Annotated in this window: 13 protein-coding genes; 6 read left to right on the forward strand and 7 right to left on the reverse strand. The window is 66.6% G+C overall.

The features are described 5' to 3' along the window. Window positions 1-48: 48 nt before the first annotated feature. From R8G01_03175 to R8G01_03185, 3 genes are all read left to right on the forward strand, one after another. Complete coding sequence (locus R8G01_03175; protein ID MDW3212971.1) at window positions 49-1,110, forward strand: PQQ-binding-like beta-propeller repeat protein; 1,062 nt, start codon at window positions 49-51, stop codon at window positions 1,108-1,110. A gap of 208 nt (window positions 1,111-1,318) precedes the next feature. Beyond that, complete coding sequence (locus tag R8G01_03180; GenBank protein MDW3212972.1) at window positions 1,319-3,964, forward strand: adenylate/guanylate cyclase domain-containing protein; 2,646 nt, start codon at window positions 1,319-1,321, stop codon at window positions 3,962-3,964. Between the two features lie 174 nt (window positions 3,965-4,138). Next, window positions 4,139-5,038, forward strand: a complete 900-nt coding sequence (locus R8G01_03185) for a pirin-like C-terminal cupin domain-containing protein (GenBank protein MDW3212973.1) — start codon at window positions 4,139-4,141, stop codon at window positions 5,036-5,038. A gap of 484 nt (window positions 5,039-5,522) precedes the next feature. Here R8G01_03185 and R8G01_03190 read toward each other — a convergent pair whose 3' ends face one another. Together R8G01_03190 and R8G01_03195 are read right to left on the reverse strand one after the other, a co-directional pair. Continuing rightward, window positions 5,523-5,777: a type II toxin-antitoxin system ParD family antitoxin gene (locus R8G01_03190; GenBank protein ID MDW3212974.1), complete on the reverse strand. Its 255-nt coding sequence runs from the start codon at window positions 5,775-5,777 to the stop codon at window positions 5,523-5,525. A gap of 64 nt (window positions 5,778-5,841) precedes the next feature. Continuing rightward, a complete protein-coding gene (locus tag R8G01_03195) occupies window positions 5,842-7,536 on the reverse strand; it encodes a M14 family metallopeptidase (GenBank protein MDW3212975.1) in 1,695 nt (564 codons plus the stop codon). A 149-nt stretch (window positions 7,537-7,685) separates the two neighbouring features. Between R8G01_03195 and R8G01_03200 the strand changes: the two genes are divergently transcribed. Continuing rightward, a complete protein-coding gene (locus R8G01_03200) occupies window positions 7,686-8,147 on the forward strand; it encodes an ATP-binding protein (GenBank protein MDW3212976.1) in 462 nt (153 codons plus the stop codon). 9 nt (window positions 8,148-8,156) lie between these two features. On the opposite strand, the gene tal is transcribed toward R8G01_03200, so the two are convergent. The 4 genes from tal to R8G01_03220 form a co-directional block, all read right to left on the reverse strand. Further along, entirely contained in the window at window positions 8,157-9,269 is a 1,113-nt protein-coding gene (tal, locus tag R8G01_03205) for a transaldolase (protein MDW3212977.1), read from the reverse strand. A 26-nt stretch (window positions 9,270-9,295) separates the two neighbouring features. Then, a complete protein-coding gene (gene tkt, locus R8G01_03210; GenBank protein MDW3212978.1) occupies window positions 9,296-11,248 on the reverse strand; it encodes a transketolase in 1,953 nt (650 codons plus the stop codon). A gap of 67 nt (window positions 11,249-11,315) precedes the next feature. After that, on the reverse strand, window positions 11,316-12,254 hold the full coding sequence (locus R8G01_03215) for a hypothetical protein (protein ID MDW3212979.1): 939 nt from the start codon (window positions 12,252-12,254) through the stop codon (window positions 11,316-11,318). 23 nt (window positions 12,255-12,277) lie between these two features. Beyond that, window positions 12,278-12,706 carry a hypothetical protein gene (locus R8G01_03220; protein MDW3212980.1) on the reverse strand — a complete coding sequence of 143 codons (429 nt, stop codon included), beginning with the start codon at window positions 12,704-12,706 and terminating at the stop codon, window positions 12,278-12,280. A gap of 31 nt (window positions 12,707-12,737) precedes the next feature. Here R8G01_03220 and R8G01_03225 point away from each other — a divergent pair, with 31 nt between their 5' ends. Then, window positions 12,738-13,286, forward strand: coding sequence for a class I SAM-dependent methyltransferase (locus R8G01_03225; protein MDW3212981.1), 549 nt, complete (start codon window positions 12,738-12,740; stop codon window positions 13,284-13,286). A gap of 16 nt (window positions 13,287-13,302) precedes the next feature. Here the strand turns inward: R8G01_03225 and R8G01_03230 are convergent, their stop codons facing one another. Continuing rightward, window positions 13,303-13,584 carry a S26 family signal peptidase gene (locus R8G01_03230; GenBank protein MDW3212982.1) on the reverse strand — a complete coding sequence of 94 codons (282 nt, stop codon included), beginning with the start codon at window positions 13,582-13,584 and terminating at the stop codon, window positions 13,303-13,305. Window positions 13,585-13,677: 93 nt separating this feature from the next. Here R8G01_03230 and sodN point away from each other — a divergent pair, with 93 nt between their 5' ends. Beyond that, complete coding sequence (sodN, locus tag R8G01_03235) at window positions 13,678-14,100, forward strand: superoxide dismutase, Ni (GenBank protein MDW3212983.1); 423 nt, start codon at window positions 13,678-13,680, stop codon at window positions 14,098-14,100. Window positions 14,101-14,136: the final 36 nt, after the last annotated feature.

A 14,136-nucleotide genomic window follows, 5' to 3' on the forward strand; every position in this document is an offset into this window, starting at 1 on the left:
CGAACCCGTGCGACCTCGCGCAGGCTGGACCTGTGGGAGGCTCTCCGAGTGGGAACTCGCAGGGCCGTGCTGGCCTCGATCCTGGCATTGGCCGCCTGCGGGGGTGACGAAGTCGCCGATCTCGGCTGCCAGGATGGCGCGACCGGTCCGGGCGGTGTGGTCGGATTCGATGTCGACTCGGGCGAACCGCGATGGTCCGTGCCCGTCGGCTGGCCGAATGGAGCGGCCGTGTTCGACGACTTCGCCGTCGTGAGTACCGCCGAGCATGTGGTCCGCGGCATCGCGATCGACTCGGGTGAGGTCGTGTGGTGTGTCGAGTTCGAGCCCGGCGACACCGAGTTCTCGGGTGGCATCGCGGCAGCGGGACCGGTCGTGGGCGCGTTGGCCGGTGACTCGGTCGTGGGGTTGGATCCGGCGACTGGTGTGGAGCGCTGGCGACGGCAGCTGCAGGCACCCGAGGCGACACTGCGCGGCGGCGACGTGTTGTGGGTGCTCGATGGGTCCGTGGGCGGCACACCGATCATGGTGCTCGAACCGACCACGGGCGAGGATGCCTCGGACGTCGACGACGGCGCATCGGAACCGGTGTCATTCGGTATCGGCACCCCGCCGAGGCAGGTCGGCGGCCTCGAGTTGTCCACCGCCGCCGGTGGGTCGGATCGACAAACGATCGAGGTGTCCGTGTCCCGCGACGACTCGGTGGTCTGGGACGACACCGTCCCCGGGTTCGTGGCCGCACTCGTTGCCGGCCCGGCAGAGCCGATCGTCCTCGTACTCGATCAGACCGGAGGCACCGGCGACCTCGCTGGGAGTGCTGACACGATCCTGACCGCCTACGCCGCGATCGGCGGCGACCGGCAGTGGCAGCACGCGCTGCCCGGCACGCCGCACCTGATCGCTCAGCTCTCCGACGAGGTGATCGCCGTTCCCGTCGGCATCGACGTTCACGCCATCGACATCACGACCGGGGCCGAGACCTGGGTCGCCGAGTTGCCGAACCCCGGCCGGGGTGGCAGCTACGAACAAGCGGGCACGTTCTGGTTCATCGACACCGGCTCCTCGGGTACCGCCGTCGCGGTCGGTCGGGCCGAGCAGCCGTATCGAGACTGACGGACCAGACGGCGCGCCCCAACGTCCGATCGGTCGGTGGGCGGGGTTGGGATGTCGTCGATGCCGAGGTCGGCTCGCAGATTTGATCAGGTGTCGCACAGGCTTGGCGCACCCAGCAATAGCGCCCCTGGTCGGAAGGATTCTGCTGCCTGTGTCCTTGGCGGGACCTCGTCCTGGGCGTGTCTACTCGGGCGTTACCCTCGTCGGGATGGGGAACCGCGGAGATGTTGCTGTTCCGTCGGGTGTAGTGGCGTTTCTGTTCACCGATGTGGAGGGCAGCACCGGGCTGTGGGCTACTGACGCTGAGGCGATGGCGGCGTCGTTGCGCGTGCACGACGATGTGGTGCGTACCGGTATCGAGCAGCGCGGCGGCTATGTATTCACCACAGCTGGCGACGCGTTCTGCGCTGCGTTCCAGCGCGCATCTGACGCGGTAGGCGCCGCTGAACAAATCCAGGAAGCACTCGATGCAGCACCGTGGCCGGGCCCTTCGCTTCGAGTGCGGATGGGTGTACATCTGGGTGAAGCAGAAGAGCGTGCCGGCGACTACTTCGGGCCGACCGTCAACACTGCGGCGAGGGTGGAAGCAGCGGGTCATGGCGGCCAGGTGTTGATCACGGATTCGGTCCGGACCGCAGCCAACGTCGTTGGAGTCACGGACTTGGGCGAGCATCCGTTGATGGGCGTGCCTGAGCGGGTCAGAATCTACCAAGTCGGCAACGGAGCCTTTCCGCCATTGCGCACGAGGGGGGTTGGTGGCTCGAATCTCCCAATACCCGCGACGCGCCTCGTCGGCCGCGACGACGACGTTCGCGATCTTCGGTTGTTGCTGGCCCAGCATCGCCTGGTGACCTTGATGGCGGTTGGGGGTACCGGCAAGACCCGTGTGGCGATCGAGGTCGGTGACCAGGAACTTGCCCACTGGCGTGACGGCGTGTGGTTTGTCGACTTGACCCAAGCCAGCAGCGACGCCGACGTGGCGGTGGCTGTGGCGCGCAGCATCGGGCTTGCCCTTCAAGGCGGCGACGTCGCCGGGCAGGTGGCCGCGTCGGTCGCATCACAGTCCATGCTGATCGTGCTCGACAACTGCGAGCATCTGATCGATGCGTGTGCCGAACTGGTCCACACCGTGATGACCGCCGGCGGTTCGTCGAAAGTCTTGGCAACAAGCCGCGAGTGGCTCGACATCGATGGCGAACACGTCTTCCAACTGCGTTCCCTGGACACATCAGATGCGAACAGCGCAGCGGTTCAGCTGTTCGTTCAGCGAGCCAGGGCGATCGATCCCACCTTCGCGGCCGATGCCGATGGTGTGGTGGCTGAAGTGTGTCGGCGCCTTGATGGCATGCCTCTCGCGATTGAACTCGCGGCATCCCGGGTGTCGGTGCTGACCCCCAATGCGCTGCTCGAAGGGCTCGACGATCGATTCCGGTTGTTGTCCGGTGGCCGGCGCCGCCAACGCGGTCGCACACTCGAGGCCACGATTGATTGGAGCTACGACCTGCTTGCCGACGACGAGCAACGGTTCTTCCGCCGCCTCGGTGTATTCATCGGATCGTTCGACATCGCCGCTGCAGCGACCGTTGCGCGTACCTCGGTCGCCGAAGCGATCGACCTGATCGAATCGCTGTACGCCCGGTCACTGATCACGAGTTCCACCGAATGGCCTGGGCGGTTTCAGCTCCTCGAGACCCTCAAGGCCTACGCCGAGGACCGGCTCGTCGATGCCGGCGAGGCCGACGACGCACGGGGTCGCCTGCACCGTCACTTCGCACCGGCGTCGACCCCAACACTCGTCGCCCCGACGCAATCTCTTTCGGCCACGGTTGCTATGGAACCTGATCACGCCAACATCACCCAGGCCGCCGAATGGCTCTACGGCGCTGAGTTGTGGAGCGAGTTGGCCGACTTCTTGCTTCACACCAGTATCAACAACAGTCGCAACGACTTCCGCAACCTCGAGTTGCTCGGCCGATGCCGCAACTTTGTGGATGACCCCGACGTCGACGCCGAGCTCGCGCAGTGTCAGATCTGGAACCAGATGACGGCTGCGGATTGGGCGTCGTACGCCGAGACATGTCTGGAGGAGATGGGGCGAGACGACCCTCACTACGCCGGGTGGGCCAACCTGATGCTGTCCCTGATTACTGTCGTCAGCCACCCGGACCGGGGGATAGCTCTCATCGATCGTTTTGTCGAGCTTCCCTCTCGACTCGACGACGACACAAAACGCCTCTGGGAGATGAACTACCGGGCCACTGCGGCGGGATTTCTCGGACAGACTGACCCGGCCCGCCGGTACGCGGCCGAGACCGTCGCCATCTGTCGCCGGCTCGAGGTCGACCCTCCTGCAGCGCTGATGAGCACACAAATTCTTGGTGTCTGTTCGTGGAGTGTTGGCGACCGCGGCGGGCTGACCAGATCGATCGACGATGCTGACGAACTTGTCGGATCGACGAATGATCCGGGACTACGACTCATGACCGATTTTCTCACCGCGCTCGCCTCGATCGGAGACACTCAGATTGCTGGGCCGCTGCGGCAATACCTGCGCCGATGCGCAACTGGTCAGTTGGCCCTCAGCGAGAGTGATGCTCTCGTAATTCTTGCTGCGATCTCCGAAGCTGACGGTGCCATCGAACACGCTCGCTCCCTGATCACATCACCCATCAGCCCGAGAGCGCCCGGCTCATGGCTTGCCATGCATGTCCTGGCCCAGCGTCTCGGCATCGGCAACGACGTCCACCAACGGCGCAAGGCCGAACGCTCGAACGAGACGATTCGGGAGCAGAACCGCGACCTCCCTAAGCAAGCACTACACACAGAGCTCCGGCGCCGCGACTGGCTCGACTGATACCCGCCCAGCCAGGAGTCGCAACCGCTCACCTCGATGGTCCGCGCCGTCGGCGCCAGGGAGTCCGGAGGTGGCCGAGTTGGCCAATGGATTGGCCGCCAGGGCCAAGACGCCGGCTGGTCGTGCTTCGTACGTTGAGGATGCTTCCCATCCACGACATGAACGAGGACCGACATGTACGCCAACACATCCGCTCTCCCAGACACTCAGAAGACGAACGCAGCCGGCCATGCGAACTTCATCGCCACCGAGCCGGTCGGCGGGCGTCGAGTCGACATCGGCACGGGATTCGCCGCGTCGAACTTCGATCATGGGATGTTCGGCGGCCTGATGGATCCGCTGGTGATGGTCGACCACTTCACGATGACCGAACCGACCTTCGGGACCCACCCCCACGCTGGGATCTCGGCGGTCTCGGTGATGCTCGAGGACAGTCAAGGCCCCTATCACAACCGTGACTCGCTCGGCAACGACATCGATCTCGAGCCCGGCGACCTGTATTGGCTCAAGGCGGGACGAGGCGCGGTGCACAACGAAGGCCCGCGACCTGGCGCGCGAGCCCACGGCCTGCAGGTGTTCGTCAACCTCCCTGCGTCGGACAAGCACGATGCACCGGAGTCACTGCACGTTCGCGCGTCCGACATGCCCGAGATCCGCGGCGAAGGCCACCGCGTCCGCGTCGTCCTCGGTGACAGCCAGGACGTGTCGGGTCACTTGTCGCCGGCTTCGCCCCTCACCGTCCTCGACGTTCACATCGATCGAGACGGCAGCTTCCGCCACACGATCGGTGCGAACGCGCACGCATTCGTCCTGGCGATCCGCGGTCATGGACGAATCGTCACCGACGACGCAACTGTGACGCTCCCGGCGGGCCACGCGATCGCCGCCCGCAGCAACATCGGGACCTCGGCACTGACCCTGCACAGCGAGCAGGGCGCCCAATTCGTGATCATCGAAGGCGAGCCGCTCGACCAGCCCATCGCCCAGCGGGGCGGCTTCGTGATGAACACGCCCGAGGAACTCACGTCCGCCTTCGCCGCTCATGCCGCCGGGGAGTTCGGCCACATCGATTGACACCGATCCCGCCGAGACGACGCATGCGCTGTTCGACGCTCTCGCGGCGGGCCGAGTGCGCTGTCGACTCGTTGCCGGAATCGGTGATGTTTGCGTGTCGAAGTGTGCGACCCAATGGAGGGTCCGTCGGCGCTCGTTCGGTGATGAGTTCAGGCGTCGGTGTCGTCGGCGACTGCTGACGGAATGTCTCGACGACAGTGGAGGATGCGCCATACGTCCACGAACTCGTCGCCAACGACGTAGAACACCAGATACGGGAAACGAGCGACTGGGCGAACGCACAAGCCCGGGATCTCCAGTTCGTAGGAGAACCGCAAGCTTCCCGAGTTGGGTGACCGGCCGATCTGGCCCACGGCCCGTTCGACTGCTTCGACGAATCGCAACGCCACGTCTACGCCGCCCTCACCGAGGTAGTGGCCAGCGGCTTGCTCGATGTCGATCGCAGCGCGTTCGCGTAGCCGGACAGACCGGGCAGCCACGATGATCAGGCGTCGGATCGGATGCGGTCACGCAGTGACCCGAAGTACGAGGCATCTGCGACCGGTCCAGGACTCGACGAGGCGCCGTCGAGCAGCACGCGTCGGAGTTGTTGGCGGTCCTTGTCGCGACGGATGAGGTCGCGGACGTACTCGCTCGTTGATCCGTAGCCACCGTCGTCGACCTGTTCGTCGACATACGACTTGAGTTCGTCGGGCAGCGACACGTTCATCGTCGACATGCCGACAGAGTAGCTGCTCATGGCAAATCTTGCCATAGCGCGGAGCCGTGCGGCGTGCCGCAGGCCAGTGTGGTGTGGCTTGGTGTCAGTCTTCTAGCGTGATGGTGGTCCGCACGATGCCGGCGCGGTCGTGGCGGACGGTCACCGAGACCTCGGTGCCCGCCGGGGCAGCGACGACCCACTCGGCGACCGTACGGTCGCTCGTGTCGTCCGATCCGCCGGCGAACATGCCGATGCCGCTGTTCTTGAGCACTCGGCCGGCGAGTTGGCCCAGGTCGACGCGCTCGGTGCCCGTCAAGAGCGTGGCACCCTCCCGCAACGTGATCTCGCCACGGAGCGGCAGCACGATGCGGCGATCGACGGCCTGCTGCGTGACGTTGGTCGGCAGGTAGCCCGTGTTCTCGACCACCACCCGGATTCGCCAGGTGTCGTCGCCGGCTCGTTCGACGAGGGTCTCGCGATGCCGGAGGTCCGGCGCGATCAGCGCCTGGAAGATCGCCAGCTCGGTGTGCGGGGCCACCTCGGCCTCCAGCAGGTGGGGCGGGGGATTGCGGAACACCGCTGCACTGTTCCAGCCGCCGAGCTCCACGGTGCCGAGCTGCGGGTGTTCGAACTCGTACCAGTCGACGAACCCGTCGTGGACGTGCTCGTCGACCCACGCGAGCAGCTTGAGTTCGTCATCGGCCGGATGCGACCGGAACCACTCGATCGGATGTGGGTCGTCGAGGCCGGCCGCCCGCATCGCGTTCCAGAACTCGGTCGTCCACGAGATCAACCCGACCTGATCGTAGGCCCAGTCGCTTCCGCTGCCACCGATCACCGCCTTCGGGTCGTAGCGGAAGTCTTCGAGGATCGAGATCGACGGGTAGCCGGTGATCTCGGTGTATCGCTCGCCGAGATCCTCGTAGACCCACTTGTCGACCGTGGGGAGGGCGTCTTGCGGCTTGTTGCCGTACGGACGCAGGTGCACCCCCGAGAACGTGTGGTAAGCGAAGTAGGCGGTGATGTTCGGCCGGTCGTGGACGCCCTGGACCACCGCCCGGACCTCGGGCTCGCTGGTGGGGTAGTCGCCGGCGCCCGTCGGGGCCTTGCCGGGGAAACGTTCCCAGTCGAACGGGAAATTGCGGTTGGAGTCGACGCCGGCGATCGGGGGAGCGATCGGGACGTTGACGCCGTCGTAGTTCTCGATCTTGCCCTCGCGGAACAACCGGTAGTAGTCGCCGCCGACCTCGTCGGGTTCGCGAGGGACGAGGAGGCGCTGGTCGGCTCCCGACGGCTTCCAGTTGCCGTTCGGGTCGGGCACGCGCATCTGGAGGCTGCGGCCGTCGAGGTCGACGTCGCCCACGATCAGCCCGTCGGCCTGATCGGTGCGCGGCCATTCGCGCACCGTCGAGCGGACGACGAACGGCACCTCGCCGAGAGCCAACTCGGCGCCGTCGGGGTTGACGCGCGGCACGATGTAGAACGTGCGGGTGTCGAGCGCTCGGGTGACCCGCTCATCGGATCCGTACCCGGTACAGAGCGTGTGCAGGAGGTGCAGCAGGGCGACGGAGGCGGTGGTCTCGCTGGCATGGATGTTGCCGTCGAGCCAGATGGCCGGCTTCTCGTGGTGGGGGCCGTTCGCCCGATTGGTGACCGTGGCGATCCAGACCTCGCGGCCCTCGTACGAGTTGCCGAGCACCTCCAGATCGACCAGATCCGGATACTCGGCGGCGATCTGCTGCAGCCATTCGGTGAGCTCGTTGAAGCGGGGTGCCCGATCGAACGTGATGTCAGCCATGGCGTGCAGGCTAGAGCGCGCACCGGGTCGGATGGCGAGAGCTGCTTCGACGACGCCCGGTCGTCACGAGCGGCGTTCGAAACGTCAACACCCCCTCAAGAACTCTCCGAGTGGGTTTACAAACACTCGGAGTGGTCGAAGATACTGCCATGGAAGCCACCGCCCGCCCGACCCGTCTTGCCCTCAAATGCGATCCGAAAGAGCGCGGCTCACGCCGTGAGCGTCGCGCCATCGCCGAACACTGCGAAGGCAGGATCCCCGAGGAGATGATGGCTGACCTGCAACTGATCGCGTCGGAGCTCGTCACCAACGCCTACGAACACGGCGCGCGCGGCGTCGTCACCCTCGACGTGACCCTCGACGGCGACACCGCCACGCTCACGGTGACCTCGACCGGCAACTCCAGCGGCATCGGGCACCCGAGCCATTGGGAGTTCCCGGAGACACCGACGGCATCGGGCCGCGGTCTGGCGCTCGCTCGGGCCGTATCGCAGACGATCGAACTTCACACCGCCGTCGCCTCGTTCTCGCCCGACTGGGTGGCGATCACCGCCCATCTCGGGGCGAAGGACTCGGTGCCGGGCCCGCAGTGCCGTACCGCCACAGCGTGACGGCGACGCTCAGCCTGCGTCGAGCTCGGCCGCCTTGGTCTCCAAGGCGCTGATCAACTCGTCGAAGCTCTTCATGAAGCTGTCGACGCCTTCGCGCTCGAGCTGAGCCGACACGTCGTCCATGTCGACACCGACATCCGCGAGTGCCTGCCAGACACGATCGGCTTCGTCGTAGCTCTGGTCGACGGTGCGCTCGACGACGCCGTGGTCGGCGAATGCTTCGAGCGTCGGCTCCGGCAGGGTGTTGACCGTGTCGGGACCGATCAGATTGTCGACGTAGAGCACGTCGGAGTACTCGGGGTTCTTGGTGCCGGTGCTCGCCCACAACGGCCGTTGCACCCGGGCACCGCGGGCGGCGAGCGCCTCCCAGCGCGGCCCGCTGAAGACCTCGGTGAACAGGCGATAGGCGAGTTGGCCCTGAGCCAACCCGGCCTTGCCGCGCAACGCGAGTGCCTCGTCGGTGCCGATCGCCTCGAGGCGGCGATCGACCTCGACGTCGACCCGGCTGATGAAGAAGCTCGCCACACTGGCGACCTGTGACAGATCGGCGTCGGGGTCGGCCGCGAACGCCTCGAGCCCGGCGAGGTACGCCTCCATCACGGCAGCATGCCGTTCGAGCGAGAAGATCAGCGTCACGTTGATGCTGCGACCCTCGCTGATCATCTGGCGGATCGGGGCGAGCCCGGCCTCGGTCGCGGGGATCTTGACCATGAGGTTCCGGCGGCGCAGGCGTTCGTGCAGTTCCCGTGCCGCGGCCTCCGTACCGGGGCCGTCGTGAGCGAGACCGGGGTCGACCTCGACGGACACATAGCCGTCGACGCCGTCGGTCTCGTCGTACACGCGTGAGAACACGTCGCAGGCGCCGTGGATGTCGGCGAGCACCATCGCCCAGTAGTCGTCGATCACCGGGTGCTCGTCGGCAGCGAGTTCGCTGAACTGCTCGTCGTAATCGGGCGAACCCTGGATGGCCTTCTGGAAGATCGACGGATTCGACGTGAGCCCACGAACGCCGCGATCGCGGATCCGCGCGAGCTCACCCGAGGTCAGATAGCTGCGCTTCAGGTTGTCGAGCCACGGGCTCTGCCCCTGTTCCTGGGAGAGTGCGTGCAGGCGGTTGGTCATGAGCTGCTCCGATCGTGTTGGTTCGTTCAGTCGGCCAGGAGGCCCTGGGCGTGGGTCACCACGTTGTCGGGATTGATACCCAACTTGTCCATGACCACACCGCCGGGTGCGCTGGCGCCGAATCGTTCGATGCTGATCACGTCGTCGGCGTACTTGTGCCATCCCAACGCAACGCCGGCCTCGACCGCGAGGACCGGAACGTTCGGCGGGAAGATGCCACGTTGGAAACCGGTGTTCTGCTCGTCGAAGCGATCCCACGAGGGCATGCTGACGACGCGGGCCGAGACACCTTGTTCGGCCAGCTGCCCGGCTGCGGTGACGCACACGGCGACTTCGCTGCCGGTGGCGACGAGCACGATGTCGGGGTCGCCGTCGCCGCGGACGATCCCGGCGCCGAACTCGACGGCCGAGCCGTCGGTCACGACCTCGATGTTCTGCCGGCTGAGCACGAGCGCCGTCGGGCCGTCGTGATGAACGGTGTCGCGCCAGGCGCTGATCGTTTCGTTGGCGTCGGCCGGTCGGATCACGTGCAGCCCGGGGATCGCTCGGATCGAGGCGAGTTGTTCGATCGGCTGGTGCGTCGGGCCGTCTTCGCCGACGCCGACCGAGTCGTGGGTGAACACGAAGCAGACCTTGGCGCCGGAGAGGGCGGCGAGGCGGACAGGCGGGCGCATGTAGTCGACGAACACGAAGAACGTTCCGCCGGCCGGGAGCACGCCGCCGTGCTGGGCCATGCCGACCATCGCCGAACCCATCGCGTGCTCACGCACGCCGTAGTAGATCTGGCGTCCGCCCGGATCGGCGGCCGATTGCGCCGTCTGGTCGGCGAGTTTGGTGCCGGTGTTGCCGGTCAGGTCGGCCGCACCGGCGACGAGGCCGGGGATCGATTGCTCGGTCGCCTGGAACGCGGCCTGGATCGCCTTGCGGGTCGGCACCTGCTCGCCCTGCTCGTAGGTGGGGAGGTCGGCATCCCAACCCTCGACACCCGTGCCGTTCCAGGCGGCGACCCACTCGGCGGAGGCGATCGTCGTGGCGTTCTGTTCGGCCCAGCCGGTGCGCGCCTCGGCGCCACGGGACCCTGCGTGAGCTCGGTAGGCGTCGACCAGTTCGGCGGGTGCCCAGAACGGCTCGTCGGGGATGCCCATCGTCTCCTTGGTGCGGGTGACGTCGCCGGCGTCGAACGCAAGGCCGTGGGCCTCGTGGTCGTCGGTGTGGTCGGGGGAGGGATACCCGATGTGCGAGCGGAGGACGAGCAGCGTCGGTGAGCCGGTGTGGTCCTTGGCGGCGTTCAGGGCCGCCTCGAGCGCGTCGAGGTCGTTGGCGATCTCGCCGAGTTCGACGACGTTCCAGCCGTAGCTCCGGAAGCGGGCCGGCACATCGTCGCTGTACGCGAGGTCGGTGTCGCCGTCGATCGTGATGTGGTTGTCGTCGTAGATCGCGATCAGTTGGTCGAGTCCGAGGTGGCCGGCGAGCGACGCCGCTTCGTGCGACACGCCTTCCATCAGGCAGCCGTCGCCGGCGATGACGAAGGTGTGGTGATCGACCGCCTCGCCGAACTCGCCGGCGAGTACCCGCTCGGCGATCGCCATGCCGACGGCGTTGGCGAAACCCTGCCCCAGCGGGCCGGTGGTGACCTCGACGCCGACGGTGTGACCGGCTTCGGGGTGCCCCGGCGTCGCCGACTCGTACTGGCGGAACGCCTTGAGGTCGTCGAGTTCGAGACCGTGCCCGGTCAGGAACAACAGCGAGTACTGCAGGATCGACGCATGGCCGGCCGACAGGACGAAGCGATCACGGTCGGGCCAGGCCGGATCGGCAGGATCGAACTTCATCACCCGGCTGTAGAGCACATGGGCGAGGGGAGCGAGTGCCATCGCTGTGCCCTGATGGCCGCTGTTGGCGGCGAGCGGGGCGTCCATGGCGAATCCGCGGATCGCGTTGACGGCCTGTTGATCGAGTTCTCTGGAAAGCGACGACATCACCGTCGACCTTATCGCTCGGCCGGGCGTTGGCTTGCCTGCGTCAGGCGGCACCGGCCGACTTCGATCAGTTGCCGATCGTGGCGAGGCGGATGACCACCTCGTCGCTCAGCACGGTGTAGCCGTCGCGGTCGAAGCGGCTCCCGAACGACGAGAACGACAGTTCGCTCAAGGCGCGCCCCTGACGCTGGTAGAGCAGTTCGAGGAACTGGCTCACGGTCTGGTCACCGATGGTGAGCGGAACCTCGAGCAGTACACCCACCGCGACGTCGGGGTCGCGATCGCCTTCGGTCCGAGTCACGAGTACGTCACCGATGCCGACGTCGGCGAGGTCGGGGTCACGAGCGAACGTCGTGCGGTAGAACTCGCCGATCACGTCGGCGAGACACGATTCGGCGCCGTCGACGCGAACCTCCGCCATCGCATCGAGCGCGGTGTCGACATCGGGAGCGAGCACGACCTCGTGCGCCACGGTCGTCGCGTCGTCGTCGATCGGGTGGAAGTCGCCGGTGCTGACCTTGAGGCGATCGATCTCGTCGCCGACCTGGTCCTCACCGTCCCGGCCGAGACAGGTGTCGAACTGCGCCTCGAACTCACTGTCGCTGCCGTCATCGTCAGCGGCGTCGTCCTCGACCGGATCCTCCACCCATCCGTCGGGAAAGACCGACAGGGTGATCAGCGCGGTCCGGGCGACGTCGCGATCGGCCTGCTCGGCGTCGGTGAAATCGGCCGCCTCGGTGGTGGTGGGTGTCGTGGCGACGCTGCTGGTGGTCGTGGCGACACTGGTCGGCGGGGACGTGCTCGACGATGACGTGGGTGGTGCCGTGGTCGTCGGCGCGGACGTCGTCGTCGTCGAGTCGGCGGCGGTGGAAGGTGGCGCGGTCGTGCCGGGCTGCGTGCCGGCGACGCTCGGCGGTGGCGTGGTCGACGCAGCGTCGTCGGATGACGAACAGGCGCCGGTCAGGAGCGCAGCGGCGAGAACGAACGAGACGAGCCGTGGAGTCACCCACAGCAGCGTAGGACGTCGACTCAGGCCGTCGTCGGCTCTTCGGTGGGTGGCAGGAGCGTGAACGGCACGACGTGCCACGGGCCGTGATCGACCCGGCAGTACGCGAAGATCTGGCGGTACTCGTCGAACTCGAGCTCGCCACGCACCAGGCGGTAGGTGAACTTGCCGGGCTCGACCGTGAACGGGCTCACGTTGCGCGCCAGGTGCTCGCCGGCATCATCGGCCTCGGGATCGCCCATCTCCGTTCGGAACACGACCTCGAACACGCCGCTCCCGCTCTCGTCGGCCGGGCAGAAGATCAACCCGACGAGATGGGGCGAGATGGTCACCGGCGCAGGGCTGGGTGCCGCCATCGAGAACATCGCGCCGGTCAGGTCGATCCGCGTCGACGGGCCGGGGGCCTGTCGCATCTCGAAGTTCTCGACGAAGAGGGCCGAAACGATCTGCATGTCGTCGAGGGTACCTGCGAAGATCGTGGCGATGCACGACGACGCCGATCGCTGGAATGCCCGCTACCAGGGCCGATCGACGGGCGAGCCGTCGATGCCGAAAGGGCTCGGCGGCATCGAACTGGCGCGCGGCGGCCGCTGCCTCGATGTGGCCTGCGGGCTCGGCGAGCAGTCGATCTGGGCTGCCCGGCAAGGGTTCGAGGTGGTGTCGATCGACACCTCCGACGTCGCGATCACCGCGCTCAACTCGGCGGCGATGACGGCCGGTGTCCGCGACCGGATCGACAGTCGCGTGGTCGACCTCGACGGCGGGCTGCCGACCGAGCTGACCAGTTCGTTCTCCCTGGTGATCTGTCAGCGATTCCGCGACCCGAGCCTCTACGAGCAGTTGGTGTACGCCCTCGAGCCCGATGGCGTGCTCGTGGTGACGGTGCTGTCGCAGGTGGGGTTGGACGATGCGCCCGGTCCCTTCCACGCTCCGCCGGGCGATCTGGTGTGCGCGTTCCGTTCCTTCGACGTCGATGTCCTGCGCAGTGTGGAGCTCGACGGCGAAGCCACGCTCGTGGCGCGACGGCGCTGACGTTCGGTCGGATCGGTCAACCCGGGACGCGGAGCAGCATGCGGTAGCTGCCACGGATCGGCACGAAGCCGAACCGTCGTGAATCGACAGCGTCGACGTCGGGGTTGTCGGACAGCGCTTCGAAGCGGTCCTCGCGAACGTCGCCGACACGCTTGATCAGCCAGAAGCCCGGTCGGGTCGGGTGTTCGAAGCATCGGATCTCACCCCGGCGGGCGCGACCCGATCGGATCGCGATGATGCCGTCCCCGGGCCGCAGCGTCGGTTGCATCGATGCCTCGGCCACGACGAACCGTTTCATGGAGAGCACGATCGGGAAGTGTAGGTTTGAGTTCGTTCCGTCTCTGACGGCAACCACATGCTCGTCCGGCAATCAATCAAGGAGATCCATCCGATGTTCAGCCGCCTCTTTTCGAATGCGACCGTCGCCCACGCCCACTGCGACCTCTACTGCGGTGTCTACGACCCCGCCCAGGCCAAGATCGAGGCGCTGTCGTGCCTGAAGACCATCGGCAAGTTCCACGATTCCGACGACGAGCACTTCAAGACCCGTTGCATCATCGTCAAGGAGCAGCGTGCCGAAGAGGTCAAGCATCATCTGATGGTGCTGTGGGCCGACTTCTTCGCGCCCGACCACTTCGCGCAGTTCCCGAACCTCCACCAGCTGTTCTGGGACGCCATCCACCAGGCCGGTGAGGTCAAGAAGTCGGTCGACAAGGAGCCCGCCGAGAAGCTGCTGTCACTGATCGACGAGATCGCCGACGTCTTCTGGCAGACCGAGAAGGCGAAGGGCATGGGCGTCTACCCGCCCAGCTGATCCCGGTCTCGAACCATGATCCGGCGCAAGCGCCGG

The sequence above is a fragment of the Ilumatobacteraceae bacterium genome (assembly GCA_033344875.1).
In the GTDB taxonomy this organism is placed as follows: Bacteria; Actinomycetota; Acidimicrobiia; order Acidimicrobiales; family Ilumatobacteraceae; genus Ilumatobacter.

Bases quoted from the DNA above. Each gene is read 5' to 3' on its own strand.
- R8G01_03180 (MDW3212972.1), top strand. From the start codon at position 1,319: ATGGGGAACCGCGGAGATGTTGCTGTTCCGTCGGGTGTAGTGGCGTTT.
- R8G01_03185 (MDW3212973.1), top strand. From the start codon at position 4,139: ATGTACGCCAACACATCCGCTCTCCCAGACACTCAGAAGACGAACGCA.
- R8G01_03190 (MDW3212974.1), bottom strand. From the start codon at position 5,777: ATGAGCAGCTACTCTGTCGGCATGTCGACGATGAACGTGTCGCTGCCC.
- R8G01_03195 (MDW3212975.1), bottom strand. From the start codon at position 7,536: ATGGCTGACATCACGTTCGATCGGGCACCCCGCTTCAACGAGCTCACC.
- R8G01_03200 (MDW3212976.1), top strand. From the start codon at position 7,686: ATGGAAGCCACCGCCCGCCCGACCCGTCTTGCCCTCAAATGCGATCCG.
- tal (MDW3212977.1), bottom strand. From the start codon at position 9,269: ATGACCAACCGCCTGCACGCACTCTCCCAGGAACAGGGGCAGAGCCCG.
- tkt (MDW3212978.1), bottom strand. From the start codon at position 11,248: ATGTCGTCGCTTTCCAGAGAACTCGATCAACAGGCCGTCAACGCGATC.
- R8G01_03220 (MDW3212980.1), bottom strand. From the start codon at position 12,706: ATGCAGATCGTTTCGGCCCTCTTCGTCGAGAACTTCGAGATGCGACAG.
- R8G01_03225 (MDW3212981.1), top strand. From the start codon at position 12,738: ATGCACGACGACGCCGATCGCTGGAATGCCCGCTACCAGGGCCGATCG.
- R8G01_03230 (MDW3212982.1), bottom strand. From the start codon at position 13,584: ATGAAACGGTTCGTCGTGGCCGAGGCATCGATGCAACCGACGCTGCGG.
- sodN (MDW3212983.1), top strand. From the start codon at position 13,678: ATGTTCAGCCGCCTCTTTTCGAATGCGACCGTCGCCCACGCCCACTGC.